General features: G+C 59.8%; 17 protein-coding genes and 1 pseudogene. 12 read left to right on the top strand and 6 right to left on the bottom strand.

The genetic code is table 11. The features are described from left to right. Positions 1-49 precede the first annotated feature (49 nt). The 3 genes from BKP54_RS19170 to BKP54_RS35205 form a co-directional block, all read right to left on the bottom strand. Entirely contained in the window at positions 50-1252 is a 1203-nt protein-coding gene (locus BKP54_RS19170; RefSeq protein WP_272502213.1) for a polysaccharide biosynthesis/export family protein, read from the bottom strand. 144 nt (positions 1253-1396) lie between these two features. Continuing rightward, positions 1397-2077: a sugar transferase gene (locus BKP54_RS19165; RefSeq protein ID WP_057214412.1), complete on the bottom strand. Its 681-nt coding sequence runs from the start codon at positions 2075-2077 to the stop codon at positions 1397-1399. Between the two features lie 304 nt (positions 2078-2381). Beyond that, positions 2382-2708 (bottom strand): hypothetical protein, encoded by a 327-nt coding sequence (locus BKP54_RS35205; protein ID WP_128090455.1) that lies wholly within the window; start codon positions 2706-2708, stop codon positions 2382-2384. A gap of 152 nt (positions 2709-2860) precedes the next feature. Between BKP54_RS35205 and BKP54_RS19160 the strand changes: the two genes are divergently transcribed. Then, positions 2861-3145: an exopolysaccharide production repressor protein gene (locus BKP54_RS19160; protein ID WP_025428859.1), complete on the top strand. Its 285-nt coding sequence runs from the start codon at positions 2861-2863 to the stop codon at positions 3143-3145. A gap of 152 nt (positions 3146-3297) precedes the next feature. Next, positions 3298-4320, top strand: coding sequence for a glycosyltransferase family 2 protein (locus BKP54_RS19155; RefSeq protein ID WP_025428860.1), 1023 nt, complete (start codon positions 3298-3300; stop codon positions 4318-4320). 44 nt (positions 4321-4364) lie between these two features. On the opposite strand, the gene BKP54_RS19150 is transcribed toward BKP54_RS19155, so the two are convergent. Then, positions 4365-5315, bottom strand: coding sequence for a polysaccharide pyruvyl transferase family protein (locus BKP54_RS19150; protein WP_025428861.1), 951 nt, complete (start codon positions 5313-5315; stop codon positions 4365-4367). 85 nt (positions 5316-5400) lie between these two features. Beyond that, a complete protein-coding gene (locus tag BKP54_RS19145) occupies positions 5401-6366 on the bottom strand; it encodes a glycosyltransferase family 2 protein (RefSeq protein ID WP_025428862.1) in 966 nt (321 codons plus the stop codon). A gap of 124 nt (positions 6367-6490) precedes the next feature. On the opposite strand from BKP54_RS19145, the gene BKP54_RS19140 reads away from it, so the two are divergent. The 9 genes and pseudogenes from BKP54_RS19140 to BKP54_RS19100 all read left to right on the top strand — a co-directional run bounded on the left by BKP54_RS19140 (position 6491) and on the right by BKP54_RS19100 (position 17878). Beyond that, on the top strand, positions 6491-7975 hold the full coding sequence (locus tag BKP54_RS19140) for a lipopolysaccharide biosynthesis protein (protein WP_057206441.1): 1485 nt from the start codon (positions 6491-6493) through the stop codon (positions 7973-7975). Positions 7976-8385: 410 nt separating this feature from the next. Further along, on the top strand, positions 8386-9501 hold the full coding sequence (locus BKP54_RS19135; protein WP_084814704.1) for an acyltransferase: 1116 nt from the start codon (positions 8386-8388) through the stop codon (positions 9499-9501). Positions 9502-9503: 2 nt separating this feature from the next. Further along, the gene (locus BKP54_RS19130) at positions 9504-10286 is read left to right on the top strand and encodes a glycoside hydrolase family 16 protein (RefSeq protein WP_025428865.1); all 783 of its coding nucleotides are present in this window, start codon (positions 9504-9506) and stop codon (positions 10284-10286) included. Between the two features lie 99 nt (positions 10287-10385). Further along, positions 10386-11587, top strand: a pseudogene (locus tag BKP54_RS19125) (glycosyl transferase family 1). After that, entirely contained in the window at positions 11584-12582 is a 999-nt protein-coding gene (locus BKP54_RS19120; RefSeq protein WP_084814703.1) for a glycosyltransferase family 2 protein, read from the top strand. The pseudogene BKP54_RS19125 and the gene BKP54_RS19120 overlap by 4 nt, the downstream one beginning before the upstream one ends. Before the next feature lie 17 nt (positions 12583-12599). Next, entirely contained in the window at positions 12600-13526 is a 927-nt protein-coding gene (locus BKP54_RS19115) for a glycosyltransferase family 2 protein (protein ID WP_084814742.1), read from the top strand. Continuing rightward, the gene (locus BKP54_RS19110) at positions 13523-14539 is read left to right on the top strand and encodes a glycosyltransferase family 2 protein (protein WP_025428869.1); all 1017 of its coding nucleotides are present in this window, start codon (positions 13523-13525) and stop codon (positions 14537-14539) included. Before BKP54_RS19115 ends, BKP54_RS19110 begins: the two co-directional genes overlap by 4 nt. Positions 14540-14543: 4 nt before the next feature. After that, positions 14544-15449, top strand: a complete 906-nt coding sequence (locus BKP54_RS19105) for a UTP--glucose-1-phosphate uridylyltransferase (protein ID WP_025428870.1) — start codon at positions 14544-14546, stop codon at positions 15447-15449. A gap of 71 nt (positions 15450-15520) precedes the next feature. After that, positions 15521-17878: a Wzz/FepE/Etk N-terminal domain-containing protein gene (locus tag BKP54_RS19100; protein ID WP_084814702.1), complete on the top strand. Its 2358-nt coding sequence runs from the start codon at positions 15521-15523 to the stop codon at positions 17876-17878. 129 nt (positions 17879-18007) lie between these two features. Here BKP54_RS19100 and BKP54_RS19095 read toward each other — a convergent pair whose 3' ends face one another. After that, the gene (locus BKP54_RS19095) at positions 18008-19462 is read right to left on the bottom strand and encodes a TrkH family potassium uptake protein (RefSeq protein ID WP_084814701.1); all 1455 of its coding nucleotides are present in this window, start codon (positions 19460-19462) and stop codon (positions 18008-18010) included. Positions 19463-19729: 267 nt separating this feature from the next. Between BKP54_RS19095 and BKP54_RS19090 the strand changes: the two genes are divergently transcribed. After that, positions 19730-19972, top strand: a complete 243-nt coding sequence (locus BKP54_RS19090) for a hypothetical protein (protein ID WP_084814700.1) — start codon at positions 19730-19732, stop codon at positions 19970-19972. The last annotated feature ends 504 nt before the right edge of the window (positions 19973-20476 follow it).

Below are 20476 nucleotides of genomic sequence, written 5' to 3'. Positions count from 1 at the left end.
CAAGCATTTCCTGACGGAAAACCGCTTCGCACTTTTCCTTGGAAAGGCTCTAGCGCATCGCCAGATTGGCTTCGACCTTGATCACGTCGCCCGGCAGCACCGGCGTGTTCTCGTCAGCGGCAATCTGTTGCGCCTTGCCATCCTTTTCACGGACGATCGAATAGCTGATGACAGCGTCCGACATGTCGTCCTTGGACTGTGCCGCCTCGGCCGATTGCAGCAGCGCCTCGGTCATGAGGTCGCGACTGGTGCCAAGTTTGATGGACAGCGTATCGAGCTCAGCTTCGGTGTTCTGCAGGTCCTGGGCAAGCTGGGCATCCCAATCGTTGCGCAGGTTGGTATCGTCCTGGGTGGCCTTGCTGACATCCTGCTTTGCCTTCAGAGACGCCGTGTCGATATCCAGAACAGCTGACTGCAGCTCCGCCACGCGCTGTTCCAGCGCGAGCTTGCGCGCGCTCAGCGCCAGCCCCTTTTCGGCAAGCCCCTCGATCTTGTCCCGGTCCTCGATCACCAGATCCAATTGACGGTTCTGCGTTTCTGACTTTTTCGCCAGTGCCTGGATTTCGCTTTCGAGCAGAGACTTGAGATCGGCCAGCGACGCCAGCTGGCGTTTCTGCCTTTTGTCGCGCGAAACCATCAATGCAGTCTCGCTTTCAAGCAAGCCGGCGACGTCAGGCGCGTCCTTCAAGTCCTTCGGCAATTCGATCTTTTCCTTGCCGGCGATCTCGGCCTGCAGGCGCGCGCGCCGGATAAGCAACCGGTTGCGTTCGGAGACCTGCACGCTCGAATCTCCGCGTGCGTTGATGTAGTCGCGTGCGAAGCGCTGTCCGCTTTCCGAACGTCTCAACCCGCCGCCAAGGCTGACGGCCTTGAGGACCGTCAGGTTCGGCACGTAAGGGTACTCACCGGGCTTCTGGATTTCTCCGGAAAGATAGACCGGACGATACTGCGCGAGCTCGACCGACGCCGAAGGCCGATCACGCAGGCCGAACAGCGTCTGCATCTTGAGGCCGATCGCCTCGCTCATCTCGTTGGTCGTTTTGCCCGCCGCCGGCAGATCGCCGATGAAGGGGATGGAGACCATGCCGGAGGCACCAACGGTGTATTCGCCGCTGACCACCGACCAGTCGCGCACAGCACCTTCTGCGGTCTGCCATTCGGCCACGCGGATCTTCAACTTGTCCATGACGCCGAGATGGTACTCGTCGGCATGGACAGGCAAGGTGCCGAACACAGTTATGGCCGCCAGCATGGCGACCTTCAGAGAATACGGCTTTCGGAGGGAGATACGCGATCTCCCCTTGGCAATTTGATGTTTCATTACGGTTTCCCGGTTGCTGGTCGCGCGCGCCGGCGTCCGACGACGAGGTCGTCAGGCTCCGTGGCGCAGCGTTTGTCAGTAGCTGCCGCGAGAAAAGCAGACTGCGGGGATCGTCTTGACGACGATGAAGAAGTCGCGGATCAGCGACCAGTTCTGTACATAGTGCGTGTCGAAGGCGACGCGGGCGGCATAGGAAACGTCATTCCTGCCGCTGATCTGCCACAGGCCGGTAAGACCCGGGCGAGACTGCAGATAGAACACGGCTGCAGCGTCGTAGAGTTCGAGTTCGTCTTCCACGACAGGGCGCGGGCCGACGATGCTCATCTCACCACGGATGATGTTGATCAGCTGCGGCAACTCGTCGAGGCTGAGTTTGCGCAGAACGCTGCCGACAATGGTCACGCGCGGGTCGTCCTGAAGCTTGCGCGTCGCACGCCATTCCTCGTAGGCGCCCGGATTGTTGCGGAGATAGTCCTGCAAGAGCCGATCTCCGTCTGCCCGCATCGTGCGGAATTTCAGGCAGCGGAATGCACGGCCGTTATGGCCGATACGGCGGTGACCGTAAAAAACGGATCCACCATCGGAAAACTTGACGAGCATCATCAAGAGCAGGAAGAGCGGACTGAGAAAGACGAGAGCCAGTGAAGCGGTGAAAATATCAAAGCCACGCTTCGATATTCCTCCTACCGGACGAAATGCTCCCGACTCTGCGGTACTGAAAAACGGCGAATTGGCCGATCGAGTCGCAGACTTCATAGAGAAGACTCCATTTACGTTGGCGATTGGTCGGTCCCCTGTGGGGGCGCACTCGTATCCAAGAATGAGTGTATGGTTAGAATTTGGTTTTTAAAGGCGAAATGATGGCCGGTGCCGTGCCCGCGGTTCGCGGACGTATATCATCGATCGCGAATATGTAATATTTCTTCGGGACCGAAGATCATCTATTCATGGCGAGCCAAGTGGCTTCCAGTCGATTTCGATGTAGTTCGCGGGCAAACCGAATTTACTCATGAAAAAATTGACCTTACCTTGAACTAGTGATGTTTGCTTTCGTCTTGCATCAGAAGATTTTCCCGCCCTGTAAATTGAAATCCGTCAACTTCACGGGCGCTTTTTGCGGCGCAGCATTCTTTTGCACTGCACGCACAAATCCTTCACAAACGCGAATCTTGTAACAAAAGTTGATAACAAAGTGAGAGCGAGGCCAACTTCGAGACGAGCGAAACAGGGCGAAACCCACGGAGGGTGGAATATCGAGCGACACATTTCGCCCCGTTAAACCCCAACCAAACTCGATACGGCCGGCCGCAAACTGATTCCTTGCATCCGCCCCACGCCGGGCAATCAACGGAATTTGATCGGAGGCGGCCTGTTCTAAAGGCGACATAAACATTTTAGGGGCTATAGCGGCTTATATTGCATCTGCGGTTATTGTCGGTTGAACCGAGGGATAACCGCCAATATATTGAAACCCTGTGGTGGGAAGGGCCTTAGCTCATATGGAGACACCAACAACAGCCCCGAAGGCAAGGTAGCGCGATGTTCGCACCACGCGTCTTTGCGAGCATGATTGGCGCTTTGGCGGTCTTTGCCATCGTCACCTATCTGCTGAACGGTTCGCTTACCTCGACCCTTATTCAAACCTTGGTCTGCGCCGTCCTGATGCAGGTCGGCTATTTCCTGGCTGTTGTCTTTCTCGTCTGGAAGAAGGCGCGCGAACGCGACAGGCAGGCGGCCGAGAACGCACGCGCAACGACCGATGAAAAACAGGCGGGTAAGGTTTCGCCGGGGCGCTTGAACAGGCCGGGTCACTTCAACCCGTAGGGCACGATGGGAAACTCCCCTCGCCCTCCGCAATGCCCACAACAAAAATGTCAACGTTTTGACGCGGTTGCGACATGATCCCGTTGCATCGTGCGGCGGGCCGGCAAGGAATACCGATGCCGGCCATGCCCGACGTAACGCTGGAGGCCACAATGACCGCAGCTGCAACGATGGACGTTTGTGTCATCATCGCCGCAAAAAATGCCGCCGAAACGATCGCAAGGGCCGTCGCTTCGGCGCTAGCCGAGCCGGAGACTGCCGAGGTCATCGTCATCGACGACGGCTCGACCGACGCGACTGCATCAACCGCCCTGTCCGCTGCCGATGACACCGGACGATTGAACATCGTGCGATTTGAGAAAAACAGGGGGCCGGCTGCAGCGCGAAACCACGCGATCTCGATCAGCCGCTCGCCTATCCTCGCCATCCTCGATGCCGACGACTTCTTTCTGCCCGGCAGGCTGGCCAAGCTTCTTGAGGTTTCGGATTGGGATTTTGTCGCCGACAACATCGCCTTCATGGACGAGAGGGCTGCCGCCAGCGCTGCGGCCGACGTCGGCCGGTTCCAACCGGAGCCGCGCCTTCTCGATCTCACCGGCTTCGTCGAAGGTAATATCTCGCGCCGCGGTGTCAGGCGTGGCGAGATCGGTTTTCTCAAACCCCTCATGCGGCGTGCGTTTTTGTCCAGCTATCAACTCGCCTACAACGAGACCCTCCGCCTCGGTGAAGACTACGACCTCTATCTGCGGGCGCTTGCCAAAGGTGCACGCTACAAGATCATCCACAGCTGCGGCTATGCGGCGATCGTGCGTGGCAATTCGCTTAGCGGCAGTCACCGCACCGAGGACCTGAAGCGCCTTTACGAGGCCGACCGTGCCATCCTCGCCGACAATCAATTGAGTGCAGAAGCGACGGCCGTGATCCGCCGGCATGAACGCCACATCCGGGGACGTTACGAACATCGGCGCTTTCTCGACCTGAAGCGCGAGGGCGGCCCGATCGCCGCCGTCACCTACCTGCTCGGCAAGCCGGGGGCAGTTCCGGCAGTCGCCGGTGGGATCTTTGCCGATAAGACCGAACGTATGCGACCGGGCAAGCCGGACGCTCCGGTGGGGCTCGGCGGCTCGGGGCGGCTGCGCTACCTGCTGCCGGCTTCCGCTGAGTTGAGCCAATGATAGGCTAAACGGCGCCCGCTCGGGGCGCCGCTTGATCTCAGCCCTTAGAGATAATCGCGACGAACCGTATCGAGTACGTCGCGGAAGCGTGCCTTGCGTTCGGCCAGGACGCGGTCTTCGCTCAATTGCGGCTGCGCTCTGCTTGCCTGCCACAATGCTAGCGTCGACGGCGCCGCCAGAAGCTGCTTGGCCGCTCCACGCAAGAAAGTTTGCCTTGGCTGCGTCGCGCTGACGACGAGGTCTCCGTCGATCTGTCGCCGGTTCGGGTCTTCACCATAGGTCTCGGCGACATCAAAACCCATGCCCCAGAACCGGGTTCCCTTGATCATCGCTTCCGCCCGGCTTGAAACCGGGACATGGCGAGGGCGATAGGTGACCCCGACCGTCCGGGCCCAATCGTTCCATTTGAAGCTGTTGATGCTGTTCGATGTCGAGACTGCGACCCACGGAACGCGAAAGGCGTCCGCCAGGATCGCACCGTGCATCGATTCTGCTACGATCAGTTCGGACTGCGCGATCTCCCGGATCACGGCTCCGGCCTCTCCGCGTGGGTCGATGTAGTGCAGGCCGACCGTGCCGCATGTCGTTGGCCACATGCCGGCAATCGCACTCTCCCAATGGGGCACGAAGCTATGCTTATGGATCTTGGGCAAGTTCTGGAACTCCGGCATTTCGGCGACCATCACGGCCGGGTCAACAATGCCGCGTTCGGGTTCGATACCGACCTTTTCGGCCGTCAGCGGGCCGCGCACACAACGAATGTCCCATTCCGCCGTATCGCGCATATCTGGAAGCGTGCCATAGCCAAAGCCGCTGCCAAGCACCAATTTTCGCATGCCGTCAGGTAATAACGCTCGATTGAGCACCGTACCGACGCCGACGAGCAGAATGTCGTCATGGCTGTCGCGGAAACCAGGCAAGAGGAAATCCCAGAGCCAAAGATTGAGGTCGTCTCCAAAATTTCCGTGATGTGATTCCCAGTAATAGGGCTTCATAAGCGGTCCCTTCTCTCAAATAAAAATGTGTCCGGCGCCGCAAGCGACGGGTCTTTCTCCCTCCTGAGGGATGCTGTCTTCGTGATCAGCGTTGCGGTGATAGTTTGCCGACGGCCAGTTCAAGCGCGCTTTGCAGCAATTTCGGATCGCGCCATACCCAGCGCGCAAGCAGCCTGAATTGTGGCGCCTTCTTGCGACGCAGTCGCCGTGCCTGGCTCCATAGGGCCTGGCGGCGGGCCGTATGCTGGTAGGAGCGGATCGAGGCGATTTCCTGCGGCCGGCGCAAAAACCTGCCCTCAAGCGTTTCAAGCGCCACGAAAGTGTTGAACTGCTGCTGCAGAAATTCCGGCGAATCGTTGTCGATCGAATGGAAAATGTTGATGCCCTCGCCGCGTTCCGCACCCGCGGCATCGCAAAGCACCACACGCCGCGCCGACAGCACGCAATCGCAGAAGAACAGCACGTCCTCGGCTGCCAACCGGAGTGCGGCGTCGAAGCGGATCGTCTCGAACAGCGAGCGCCCGATCACCATGCAGGAAAGGTGCAGAAAGCTCCAATTCCTCAGCATGACGTTGGATAGATCGGGGATTTCCACGACCAGCGGGCTCTCCTGCAGCCGGATGCAGGTATCGCTCTTCAGGAGATCGGCGACGCCAAAATGATAGTAGAAGGCATCGCCACCCGTTATCGACGCCCAATAACAATCGGCATCGAATCGCGTCAGGCTTTGATAGGCATTTCTCAGGTGATCCGGTGTCCAGACGTCGTCGGAATCAAGGAATGCCACGAACTCGGAATCTTGAGGAACATTGTCGAGCCCGGTGTTGCGTGCGCCGCCCGGTCCCTGGTTGGGTTGGCGCACGATCGTGATGCGCTCGCGCATGTCTTCACTGAGCGGCGCCAGCTCCTCATCAACAGGATAAGGAGATTGATCGTCGACGACCAAAACATGGAAGTCCTGAAAAGTCTGGGCGAAGACGGACGAAAGCGCCCGCCGAAGGATGCCCGGCTCCTTCTGGTAGTAAGGTATAATAATCGTCAGCTTTGCCATCTTTTCGCCCCTGCGGCTTCTCTACAAAGAGTCTTGCGTGGTCTCCTCCCACTGGGTCGCGGCCGTATGTCTATCGCTTGTCCTTTGTCATTCATTCTTTCAAAGGGCTCACGGGATGTTCGCCATGCCCTCAACCGTCAATGCCAAATCCGTCACCCGTAACGTCGGCTGGAGCGTGCTCTCAAAGACAGGCACATTCGGGCTGAAATTTGTCACCGTGCCTATTCTTGCGCGCATCCTGACGCCTGAAGAGTTCGGAACGGTCGCGGTCGCGCTCACCGTCGTGCAATTTCTGGCGATGATCGGCGGCGCCGGTCTGGCCTCCGCGCTGATCATTCAGCGCGACGAGGAAATGGACCTTGTCCACTCCGCGTTCTGGGCGAATCTGGCGATTTCCATGGCAATGGCGCTTGGGCTTTTTGTCTTTGCCGCGCCCCTCGCAACGCTGCTGGGCGCGCCGGAAGCTGCCTACCTATTGAAGATCATGAGCCTGCTCATCCCGCTTCAGCTTGGCGGCGATGTCGCCTATGCGCTCCTCGCCCGGCGCATGAATTTCAGCAAGGATGCCGCCTGGAGCATGATTTCGGAGACGCTCGGCGCTCTCGTCGCCGTTGCCATGGCGCTCGTCGGGTTCGGCGTGTGGTCTTTGCTCGGGCAGCTCTTCGTATCGGCGTTGATCCGTCTTTTCGGGCTCTATTCCGTCTCCGGCTACGTGCCGAGGCTGGTTTTTTCGTTTCAACGCGTATGGACGTTATGCCGCTTCAGTCTCGGCATGATGGGCTCCGAAATCGCCAATTTCATCACCTTCCAATCGCCGATGGTGGTGATCTCCCGCTATCTCGGCCTTTCTGATGCCGGTGCCTATTCCGCCGCCAACCGCTTCTCCAGCATTCCAAACCAGATCGTGCTTTCGGCTGTCATGGGTGTGCTTTTCCCCGCCTTCAGCCATATGGGCGAGGATCGCGAGCGCCGGTCGCAGGCGTTGATGCTGAGCACGCAGGTCACCACAGTGCTGCTTGCTCCGATGATGTTCGGGCTGTGGGCGCTCGCCGAACCGGCGATGCTCGTCCTCTTCGGTAGCCAATGGGCAGCGGCCTGGCCGGTTCTCGGCCTTCTGGCTTTGTCCAAGGGCATCCTGACCCCCTGCAGCACCTACGTACCCTATCTCAAAGGCATCGGCCAGGGCGCCATCCTGTTCTGGTGGGCTGTGATCCGAGCTGTCATCACCACCGGCGCGGTCGCCTATGGGGCGATCAACGGCTCGCTGATCGACGCGATGATCGCGCTTTGCATCGTCAACGTTCTGACGCTGGTCGGATATTCATGGGTGGTATTCCGGGCCGACCATATGCCGTTCGTGAGAGGCTTCTTCGTCTCAACCCGGCCGATGTTTGCGGCCTTTGCCATGGCGCTTGCCGTGCGTTTTCTGCTCGAGCGATTCGGCCCCCTGGTTCCCAACGCCATCTTGCAGGTGCTGATCGGGGCTGCCATCGGCGGTCTCATCTATCTCATTCTGATGGTTCTGACCGAGCGGCAGTTGCTGGTGAAACTACATCGGATGATCCGCCAGCGCGGCGCGGTGGGTGTTTCGCCAGAACCTGCGGAATGATCGTAAATGGCGAGCTCGGCCCTGCCTTACACTCGCCGCAATTCGCGCCGCCGGCAGCAAAAAAACTCCGATTTGACAATGATCAACGAAAAAAATCTGCAATTTTTGATCGCAATTAATCGGCGTGCGTTCAATCACAGACTTTGGTTCATGAGAATATGAGCATATTCCGCAACATGCGACAATACGTGCGCTTTTAAGGATTGAAGGGGTCGATTCCCTGTTGTTTTGCCGCTAACTCGAAATGTGGCGAATGCTGCACCGCAACAAATCATGGCTGATTCTTTTGTTGCAGCGCCATATTTTTATCCACGCCCCTGCCCTAGTTTAATCGATGCGGGCTCTAGTCTGCTCTGTTGAAACGGCGCCGAAAATGACGCTGGCAGATAGGAGTGACGGATATCGTGGCTATGGACGCGAACATTTCCTCGCGGATCAATTTGATGCGCATCGTGCTGATTTCGGGCATCGTCTTCGTACATGTGCCGCATGATCCGCAAACCAGCCCGTTCCTGGGAACCTATGGGTTTCTGGACTGGCTGCGCGTGTTTTTGGGCGACAGCCTGTTTCGCGTCGGCGTTCCCTGCCTCAGCGCGATCTCGGGCTATCTCATGTTCCGACGCGGTCTGGATACGTTCGATTATAAGAAGACGCTTCGGACCAAGGCGCGCACGGTGCTGCTTCCCTTCCTTCTGTGGAACCTCGCGTTTCTCGCACTCGTCTATGTGGCGCAGCTCAAGAATATTGGCTTCGGCTACCTTCCCGATGTGGTCAATGCCACGCCACGCGAATGGCTGAGCCTTGCTTTCGCGCTTGAGGCGCTGCCGATCAACGTTCCACTCTACTTTCTGCGCGATCTGCTGCTATGCATCCTGCTCTCGCCATTGTTGGCCTGGCTGATCAAGCGCTATCCGCTGCAAACGCTTGGCGTTCTGCTAGCCTTCGCCGTGCTTCCACTGCCGAATGGCATCTTCCTGAAGAAATCTATCCTTTTCGGCTTCTGCACCGGTATCTATCTGAGCCTGCATCGCATCGATACCAAGCTGCTCGACCCCTATGCCCGATCGATCACCGCCGTTTTCCTCGCCGCCGCTGTCGCGCTCTCGATCGTTCTTTACCAGACCGGTCCGGAGTTCCCGGTCTGGGTCGATATGCTGCGCAGCCTAACGGCACTTTCCGGCATCGTCGGATCCTGGGCCGTTTCAGCGCTTCTCGTGCGCACCCGGCTCGGCGAACGCCTGGCGCGTACCGGTGGCCTCAGCTTCTGGATCTTCTGTGCCCATTACCCCCTGCTCATCCTTTCCTGGATGGTCTGGAATCGCACCGAGATCGCCGACTATCGCCTGTTCTATTTCACGATTCCGTTCATCACGATCGCCATTCTCGTTGCCGCGCATGGGCTTGCCAAGCGCCTGGCACCGGGCCTCACCGCCGTCCTGACCGGCAGCCGCACCGGCTCCTCCCAAGCCAACGCGCGCCCGGATACCGGCCGTCGCTCCGACTACTCGCCACAGCAAAGGACCTGACCATGAGATCGATCAGACCTCACCGCCTCGCCCTTCTCACATGTCTCGCCACCGGCCTTGCCGGTTCCGCAATGGCACAGGAAGGTGCCACCGGCACGTCGTTCCTCGACAACTTCGACACGCTCGACACCGGCCACTGGTATGTTTCGGATGGCTGGAACAACGGGCCGCACCAGAACTGCACCTGGTCGAAGGAGCAGGCGGTGGTCGTTGACGGCATCCTTGAACTGAAGTTCGAGGAGGGCAAGACAGGCGAACGCAACTATGCCTGCGGCGAGGTCCAGACCCGCAAGCGGTTCGGCTATGGGACCTACGAAGCCCGCATTAAGTCCGCCGACGGATCGGGGCTGAACTCAGCCTTCTTCACCTATATCGGGCCTGCCGACAAAAAGGCGCATGACGAGATCGACTTCGAAGTGCTCGGCAAGAACCCGGCAAAGGTGCAGCTCAATCAGTACGTCTCCGCCAAGGGCGGCAACGAGAAGCTCGCCGACGTACCGGGCGGCGCCAACCAAGGCTTCAACGACTACGCCTTCGTCTGGGAGAAGGAGCGGATCCGTTACTACGTCAATGGTGAACTGGTTCACGAAGTGACCGATCCCGCCAAGATCCCGTCCAACGCCCAGAAGATCTTCTTCAGCCTTTGGGGCACCGACACCCTCAGCGATTGGATGGGCACCTTTAACTACAAGGGACCGACAGCGCTGCAGGTTGACCGGATCGCCTTCACCGCACCCAACGACAAGTGCCAGTTCGCCGAGTCCGTCGCCTGCAAATTGAACTGAGGACGGCACAACGCATCCGTGCATCGCAACGCCACCGTTGCGATGCACGATTTCTTGAATCAAGCTTGGCTCGGGCTGAGCACGAAAACGGATGTTTTCATGCTGCAGATACTTTATTTCGCGCAGGATCTGGCTGACCCCGCGGTTCGCCGTCGAATCCTGATGTTGAAGGCAGGCGGTGCGCGCGTGACGCTGGCCGGCTTTCGCCGGGGCGCGAACGCACTGGCCGCGATCGAGGGCATCGATCCGATCGAGCTCGGCACGACGCGCGACGGTCGCTTTGCCCAGCGGGTCTCAGCGATCACCAAGGCCTGCCTGTCGCTACCCGCCAAGCTGCGCGCGGTCGCCGGCCCGACCTGATCATCGCCCGCAACCTCGACATGCTCGCCGTCGCCAACAAGGCGGTTTCCATGTTCGGCGGTGATGTCCCTATTGTCTATGAATGCCTCGACATTCACCGCCTGCTTCTGCGCAAGGACGTGGCTGGACGCGCCATGCGCGCCAGCGAAGCCTATCTCGGACGCAATGCGCGGCTTTTGATCACCAGTTCTCCCGCCTTCGTCGAGCATTATTTCCGCCCACTCTCCGGGTTGGAGACGCCAGTCATGCTGCTGGAGAACAAGGTGCTGGAGCTCGGCGATCGAGATTGCCTGCAGGTTTCCGCGGCCCCCACAGCGCGACCAGACGGCCCCTGGCGGATCGGCTGGTTCGGTGCGCTACGCTGCCGCAAGTCGCTCGAACTGCTTTCGACGTTCTCGCGCCGCATGGAGGGCCGTTTCGAGATCGTACTACGCGGCCGGCCCGCCTATTCCGAGTTCGACGATTTCGACGGTTTCATTCGCAATGAGCCGCACATGACCTTCCACGGCGCTTACCGCAGCCCGGAAGACCTCGGCGCGATCTACGACGAGATCGATTTCACCTGGGCGATCGATTTTTTCGAGGAGGGCCAGAACTCCAAATGGCTGCTTCCGAACCGGCTCTATGAGGGCTGCCGACACGGACGGGTTCCGATCGCCATGCGCGGCACGGAGACGGCCCGTTTTCTGGCGGTCCGCGGTCTTGGTTTTCTGCTTGATGAACCCGAGCCGGACAACCTCGTTTCGCTCCTTGGAGCGGTCGATGCCAACAGCCACGCCGATGCGTCTGGGCGGGTTGCCGCCTGCAACACCGACACCTGGGTCTTTCGCCACACCGATTGCGAGAACCTCGTGAGGCGCCTTTCGGCAATTGCATCGACGGCCCCCGAGCCCGCGACGCCCCTTTCTCAAGCCCGTCAAAACGAAGGTGGTTTGTCATGAACACAACAGATCTGACGTCGACGCGCAGCCTGATCGTCATCCCCTGCCTCAATGAGGCTGAACATATCGAAGCTCTAGTGGACAAGCTTCGTCCGTCACTGGCGCCACTTAATGCTGTCATCCTGATTGCCGACGGCGGCAGCACCGATGGCACCCGCGAAATCGTAGCGCGGCTGGCCCAAGGCGATCCGTCCGTCCTGGCGCTCGATAATCCCAAGCGTATCCAGAGCGCCGCAATCAATCTTGCGGTGGCCGAGTATGGCTCGTCCTTCGACTTTCTGATCCGCATCGATGCGCATGGCACCTATCCTGATGATTATTGCCAGAAGCTTGTCTACGAAGTGATCGCAACCGGCGCCGACTCCGTCGTCGTTGCCATGGAGACAGTCGGCTTCACGCCGTTTCAGAAGGCGACGGCCTATGCCCAGAATTCCAAGCTCGGAAATGGCGGCGCCAAACACCGGCTCGGGGCCACAAGCCATTGGGCCGACCACGGCCATCATGCGCTGATGCGCATTGCAGCCTTCAAGGCGATCGGCGGTTACGACGAGAGCTTCAGTCACAACGAAGATGCCGAGTTCGACTATCGGTTCCGCAAGGCCGGCTATCGCATCTGGATGACCGACAGAACGAGCATGGTCTATTACCCCCGGGCAAAGATCGGGCCGCTGTTTCGGCAGTATTTCAGCTACGGCCGCGGGCGAGCCCGCAACGTGCTGAAGCATCGCGTCGCGCCAAGCCTGCGTCAATTGTTGCCGCTCGCCGTGGCACCGATCGCAATCGGCGCCCTGCTCGCCGTCATCAACTGGGTCGCCGCCGTGCCGGTCGTACTTTGGGCTGCAGCTTGCATCGGCTACGGGGCCTGGATGGCGCTCGGCCAGAAAAACCCCTACGGCCCGCTGGCAGCGGTTTCGGCCATGGTGATGCATTTCGCCTGGTCCGCCGGTTTCTGGCGCGAGCTGCTCGACCTTCGCAACAGGCGGGTCGCACCATGATTGAGGCAACGAAGAAAATGGCCGCCGGCCTTCGGGTCGACATCGCGGTCTGCACGTTTCGCCGGCCAGAGCTTGCCGAAACCCTGCGTTCGCTGGCTGCCATTACCGTGCCGGATGGGACGGCAATTCGGATCATCGTCGCCGACAACGATCTACAGCCAAGTGCCGAAGGTCTTGTCGACGCATTGAGGTCGGAAATTCCCTTCGGGATCGACTATGTGCATTGCCCGGCGAGCAACATCTCGATCGCCCGTAACGCCTGCCTTGATAACGCATCGGGCGACTACCTCGCCTTCGTCGATGACGACGAAACGGTTGCTCGCGAATGGCTGGTGCGTCTGCTGGAGACGGCCTCAGCCACCGGGGCCGAGGCGGTTCTCGGCCCGGTCCGAGCCGAATATGACCTTTCGGCGCCGTCCTGGATGCGCCGCGGTGACTTCCACTCGACGCGACCCGTCTGGGTCGGCGGCGAGATCATAACGGGCTACACCTGCAACGTCTTGCTCGATCGAAAAACGCCGGCACTTGCCGGCCGGCGTTTCAACCTCGCGCTCGGCCGAACCGGCGGTGAAGATACGGAATTCTTCACCCATATGCACAAGGCCGGCGGCCGTCTGGCCTATGCGTCGGATGCCCTGGTCTACGAAATAGTGCCGGAAAAGCGCGCCAGCTTCCAATGGTTGGCAAAACGACGCTTTCGCTCGGGTCAGACTCATGGACGCCTGCTCGCACAGGCCTCGGCAGGCAGCGGAAAAGCCGTCGAGATCGTTCGTGCCGCCGCCAAGTCCGGGTATTGCGCTGCCGCAAGCCTCATCCTGCTCGCCTCGGCAGTTGCGCGTTCGCGCTATGCCCTGCGTGCCGTCATGCATGCCGGCGTCGTCAGCGGCCTTTTCGGCGTTCGCGAGCTCGAGCAATACGGCACATCGGAAGTGGCGGCGCCATGACGACAACCAATCCAGATGTCAGCTTCGTCATCGCGGCCTTCAAGGCGGCTGATACGATCACGCGCGCAATCGACAGTGCGCTCGCCCAGGAAGATGTCTCGGTCGAAGTCATCGTCGTCGACGATGCGTCGCAGGACAATACGGCGGCTGTCGTCGAGGCTATCGCCGATCCGCGTATCCGGTTGATCCGACTTCCGGCCAACCGGGGGCCTGGCGGCGCGCGCAACGCCGGTCTCGACGCAGCCCGCGGCGAATGGGTCGCCATCCTCGATGCCGACGACACGGTTCGCCCCGGAAGACTTGCACGAATGATCGCACGGGCACGCCGCGAAAGCGCTGATATCGCCGTCGACAATCTGGAAGTCCTGAACCTTGATGGCCGGCGCGAACGGATGTTTGACGACACGACGCTTGAGAATACACCTGTTCTCACCCTTGCCGCCTTCATCGAATCCAACGTGCTTTTCCGGTCGACCTATAATTTCGGCTACATGAAGCCGATCTTCGAGCGCCGCTTTCTCGAAGAGATCCGCCTGCGCTTCAAGGAAGAGATCCGCATCGGCGAAGACTATATCCTGCTGGCCTCGGCCCTTGCCGAAGGCGGACGCTGTGTCGTCGATCCGTCCTCCGGCTATCGTTATCACATCCGCGAAGGCTCCATCTCGCGCGTGCTGGAACTGCGCCACATCGATGCGATGATCGCCGCTGACACAGATTTCCTCGGCACCCACGCCATCGACGCGAGCGCGATGGCCATGCAGCGCAAGCGCAGCCGCAGCCTTTACGAGGCGCGCGCCTTCTTGGCACTCGTTGAACACATCAAATCCAGATCGCTGGGCGGCGCCATCAGAACCGCGCTCTCCAGCCCTCGCGCGCTCCGGCATCTCAGGATGCCGATCGCCGTGCGACTGCGCCGCCTGGTTGCGCCGCTGTCGCGCTTGAAGCCCGCCACAATGACGGTGGCGGCTGAACGATCCACCTCGGGCAAAAGCCCTCACACGAGAAAAGGATAATGCCATGGACCGTATCAGAACTGTCAGAAAAGCAGTTATTCCGGTTGCCGGCAACGGCACGCGTTTCCTTCCCGCGACCAAAGCTGTGCCGAAAGAGATGCTGACGATCGTCGATCGTCCGGTCGTGCAATATGCCGTCGATGAAGCCCGCGAGGCCGGCATCGAGCATATCGTCTTCGTCACCAGCCGTAACAAGCAGGCGATCGAAGACCACTTCGACGATACGCCCGAGCTGATTTCGTCGCTGACGCGCTCAGGCAAAAACGCCCAGATTTCCGAGCTCGAGGCCATGTTGCCCAAGGCCGGCTCCGTGAGCTTCACCCGGCAACAGGCGCCGCTCGGCCTCGGACATGCCGTGTGGTGCGCGCGCGACCTGATCGGCGACGAGCCTTTTGCACTGCTTCTGCCCGACATGCTCTCCTATGGCGCGCGCGGCTGCATGGCCGGCCTGATGGATCTCTATCGTCAAACCGGAGGCAATGTCGTCGGCGTCGAACAATGCGCGCCGGAGGATGCCTCCAAATACGGCATCGTCGGCAAGGGAACGTCCGTTTCGCATGGTTTCGCGGTCACCGAAATGGTCGAAAAGCCGAAAGCGGGAGAGGCGCCCTCGAATTTCTACCTCAACGGTCGCTACGTTCTCCAGCCTGAGATTTTCGGCATTCTCGCTCGACAGCAGCGCGGCGCCGGCAACGAAATTCAGCTGACAGACGGCATGCTGAAACTGTCCAAGGATCAGGCGTTCCACGCCCACCCCTATGATGGCAGAACCTTCGATTGCGGCTCCAAGCATGGGTTCATCGAGGCGAACGTCGCCTTTGCTCTTGCTCGTTCGGATATCGGCGATCTGGTCTACGAATCCGTCAGGGACATGGTTTTGTCTCACGAAGGCCGCATCCGCGCGGCATAAACCCGGTTTCCGGCGCCCCGAGATGTGGGGGCGCCGGCCGATAGCTATATGGAAACGGACAGAGCGACCCAATGAAACAAAGAAGTCTACCGTTCAGTAGCGTATTGCCCCGCGAAGCCGAGGAAACCGATGGCTTCATCGACCTTGACCGGCTTTTTTCGGTGGTGGTTCGTCGCGGCAAGACAGTCGGGCTGTTCGTTGCCCTGTTCGTCGTTCTCGGCGGTGTCTACCTGCTTTTCGCCACGCCGAACTATACCTCGATGACGCAGATCCTGCTCGACGAGAACCTCTCGAAATTCGCGGAAGAAGAGGCTTCGCCACAAAACAGCCAGCTGCTCGACACCCAACTTGCCAGCGCCGTCGAGATCCTCAAATCAGGCGAATTGGCTCTGCGCGTCGTCGACAAGATCAACCTTGCCGACAACGACACGATCGTCAATCCGCCACGCTCGGCTTTCGCTGTGGTCAAGGATTGGATGAAGTCGATCACCGGTGTGTTTACGGGCGGTTCTCCGGTTTCGGAAGAGGCCGCACGCAGCGGCCGGCGACAGAAGGCAGCCGCGCTTATCCAGCAGGGCCTCGCCGTCGAACGCGTCTCGCGAAGCTCGGTCGTTGCCCTTGCCTACCGTTCGAGCGATCCGCAGCTGGCAGCGCAGGTGGTACGCGCCTATGCCGATTCCTACCTGACCGACCAGTTGAACGCCAATTTCGAGGCGACCGAACGGGCATCCGTGTGGTTGCAGGAGCGCCTTGCCGACCTGAGGCAGCGATCCCAGGTCGCTTCGCTTGAGGTCGAGCAATACCGCACCGACAACGGGCTGACCTCGGCGCGGGGAGAACTGATGTCCGAGCAACAGCTCGCCGATCTCAACAGCCAGCTGATCATCGCCCAGGCCGACACGGCCTCCGCTTCGGCCCGCTACAAGCAGTTTCAGGCGATCGTCGAACAGGGCCCTGAAAAGGCCGTCGACAATGCGACGATCTCGTCGAAGGACGGCGACAATTCGGTGATCCGCGACCTCAGGACCCGCTATCTGACCGTCAGCAAACGCGAGCAGGAGGTGACCCAAAGCTTTAGCGCCGATCATCCCCAGGCGGTATCGCTGCGGGCGGAGAAGAACGATATCGGCCGCCAGATCTATCAGGAACTGCAGCAGCTGACCTCGAGCTATCGCAATGAATACGAGGTCGCGCGGTCGCGCGAAGCCTCGTTGCGCGAAAACATCGAGGGAACCACCGGCCGGAACTCCGACGCAAACCGCTCGCTCGTCCATCTGCGCGAACTCGAGCAGAAGGCCGCAGCTCTGAAGACGCTCTATGAATCCTATCTCGGCCGCTATGAGCAAGCCGCACAGCAGCGCTCCTTCCCGATTGCCAAGGCTCGGGTGATTTCCGCAGCCGGCGTGCCTGTTTCGCCCTCAAGCCCGAAGAAGACGATGATCCTCGCACTCTCCGCCGTGCTCGGCATGATGGCAGGTGGGGCGTTTGCGGCGTTTCAGGAATTCCGGGAGCGCACGTTCCGTCTCGAAGGCGACGTCCGTTCGATCCTCGGGCATCGGTCGCTCGGTTATGTCCCGCTGATCGGCCCGCGCCCGACGACAGCCACAGACCATATGCGTGCCCGGTTTGTGAAGGACAAGGGACCGCCCCAACCGGCACCGGAGCCGGTGCCCTTCGAACGCGTCAGCCGCATCGTGCTCGACGCGCCGCGCTCCTCCTTTACCGAGACGTTCCGCAACGCCAAGCTCGCCTGTGACCAGATGCTGCATGGAAATGCCTGCCGTGTGGTCGGCATCGTGTCGGCGGTTCCCGATGAAGGGAAATCAATCGTCGCTGCCAATTTTGCCGCCCTTCTCGCCGCCAGCGGCAAGCGGACGCTGCTGATCGATGCGGATATCCGCAGGCCCGGCCTTAGCAAGATGATCACGCCGGCGCCCAAGACCGGACTTGTCGAGGCGCTAACCGGCGAGACATCCTGGCCGGCCGGCATCAAGATCGACCACAAGACGAAGCTTGCGATCTTCCCGGTCGGTGGCGAAGCCACCAACCACTACCCGCATGACAGCCACGAGTTGCTCGCCTCGCCGGCCATGGAGGAATTGATCGCGAACGCGCGCAAGTCCTTCGACTATGTGATCGTCGACCTCGCAGCACTCGCCCCTGTCGTTGATGGCAAGGCGTTTTCACCGCTTGCGGACGGTTTCCTCTTCGTGGCCGAATGGGGCCGCACACCGTCGCGGCTCGTGCGCGACCTGCTCCACGCCGAACCGCAGATCAACTCGAAGATCCTCGGCGTCATCCTCAACAAGACGGATATGCGGGAATTGGCGAAATACAGCGACTTCGGCGCCGCCGAACACTATCGCCACCGCTTCGAAAAATACTACGTCGACAACTCAGCGACCCGGCGCGAAGCGGAGCCGGTCTGAACCGTATAGGAGCCCAACTCGCTTGGGCTCCTGGAGCATTTCCAGGGCAAGTGCGTAGCGGTTTCCTGTCAAAAAACAAAGAGATACAGCCGTTTGTGAAATTCCGGTTAAACCGGAAACGCTCGTGCCTTAATCCTTCCAGAACAGCGGCGTCAAGATGACCAGAACGGTCAGGATTTCCAGACGCCCGAGCAGCATCATGACCGACAGCAGATAAAGCGCCGGATCGGACAAGGTAGAGAAGTTTCCAGCCGGCCCGATGATCGGGCCGAGCCCGGCACCGACATTTGAAAGCGCCGTGGCGATCGCCGACGCCGACGTCAAAAGGTCATAGCCAAAGGCGCCCATGGCCATGCTGCCGAAGGCCCAGATCATCATATAGGCCGTGAAGAACAAAAAGACGGTCCGCTGCACGTCGATATCGACCAGTGCCTTGCCGTAGCGCACCGTGTGGATCGCGTTCGGGTAGATGAGCCTAAAGAGCCCTGCCCGAATGGAATTGAAGATGATGATGAAGCGATAGGCTTTCATGCCGCCAGCGGTCGAGCCCGAACACCCGCCCATGAAGGTCGCCGCAAAGGCGAGTGCGACGATGAAGTCGCCCCACAGCATGTAGTCATCGCTGGCAAAGCCTGTCGTTGACAGGATCGACGACACCGTGAAGAACGAATGCGCCAGCGCCTCGTGAAAATCGACGCCGTTTTCCAACCGCTGAAACAAGCTGGCTGCGATCGCGAGCACGGTGAGGTAAGACAGGAACACGAAGATCTGCGGATCCTTCAGCGTGTCCAGCCGGCCGCGCACGATAAAGATGATCAGCACGGAAAACGGTAGGCTGCTGACCGTAATGAAGAAGGTAGCCACCCACAGGATCGGCAGGCTGTTAAAATAGCCGAGCGACGCGTCATGGGTCGAAAAGCCCCCGGTCGCAATCGTCGACATCGCGTTATTGATCGCATCGAAGCGATTCATTCCGAGATAGCCGTAGATGATCCCGCAGGTGACCGTCAGGACGATATAGATCAGGATAAAGGCACGCGTGAAGGTGACGATGCGCGCAAACGGCTTCTCGGTGGTATCGGACGATTCCATCTTGAAGAACGACAGTCCGCCGACGCGCAGATACGGCATGACGAACAGCCCGAGCGCGACGATGCCGATGCCGCCGAGCCAATGGAGCAGCGAACGCCAAACAAGAATACCGGGTGGCGCATTGTCCAGACCGGCAATGACAGTTGAGCCGGTGGTGGTGATGCCTGAGACAGACTCAAACAGCGCCTCGGCAAAATCGAGATTGACCGAAGAAAGCCAGAAGGGAACGGCACCGATAAGCGAGACGACCAGCCACAACAGGTTGACGAGCAGAAAGCCCATTTTTCGATTGAAGGCCGGTGGTCCACCTTGCGTAGCTGCCACTGTGACCAGCGAAATGCTACCCATCAGACACGCCGAAACAGCGAAAACCTTCCAGTCCCGATGGCCGAAATAGAGATCGACCAGCGCCGGAATGAACATCGCGAGCGAAAGATAGAGGCCGACCTTTGCGGCAATGTTGATGGCAGACTGGTAAATGGTCGTGTTCAACGGTCAATGCCCCGGTCTTGGCTGTCCTTATCCACTCGCCCGCGCGAGTCGCTGTCATTTGCCATCGACATCGGAATTAGCGGCCAGCGCCGACGAACGCAAGTTGGACATCCCGCTTAACGATCGCAGCAGTTTTTCCTGGTGTCGACGATTGCTGTGGACCACACACTCGATCACATCATCGTGGCGCGACAAGTCATCACCTTGACTTATTTCTGCGTGTATAGCCTCATCGAACCGACGCCCCCCGCAAACTTGAGCACTGAAATGACCCCCGCGCGATTTACCCAATGCCTACTTGCCCTTCGCTGGACGCCGATCAATCTCGCGAGCGCGCTCCATTGCAATCTAGCGTGGATCGAGGCGATGGAGACCGGCGACGAGAAGGTACCTACCGAACTGGCAACCTGGCTCGAAACGCTGGCAACGGCCCACGAGACACTGGGCATCCCCGTGGCCTATCGCGGCAAGGGGCTGGAGCCTGCGAGCAGCCGCGCGGCGCGGCGCTAGCAATCACTGGCACCGAGTTGGCTGCGGCGCAAAATTTCCGCGAGGGGATTGCGCGCGTTCTGTTTCAAGGAGCGTCGCGGCAGCAACATCGCCCGACGTTGTTCACAGCTCGAGCGGCTGGAACGTGGCGCATCGTCGGGGGCACGGTGCCAGCTTGGTAAGAGCGCTTCTGTCAATGCCGCAACACCTGCGTGATTTGATACGCTAGAAATGGTCGCGGCGCTGATACGCCGGATCATAGTCATGTGCCGCTCTCCGGCTCCCTTCGGCCCGATCTGGCAAGGGCGCACGCCTGCGGGCAACCTACGCCTTCGGTGTCGAAGACCGTCACTTGATCGGAGGATGCGCTTCTACTGTAGATCCGAATTTCGGCATCAATCCACTCTCATGTTCGCCTTTTCAAGTCGCAGGCATAGAAATTCTCCCGCCCGATGTTCTCGGACGTCGTGTTTCGTATGAGTGCGTCCTGGGGAAAGCAGGAGGCACGGTCAATGAACGACGGTT

Source organism: Ensifer sp. 1H6 (genome assembly GCF_001976035.1).
GTDB classification, from domain to species: domain Bacteria; phylum Pseudomonadota; class Alphaproteobacteria; order Rhizobiales; family Rhizobiaceae; genus Ensifer; species Ensifer canadensis.
The sequence above is the reverse complement of the archived record's forward strand: the minus strand, read 5'-3'. Positions and strand labels throughout refer to the sequence as shown.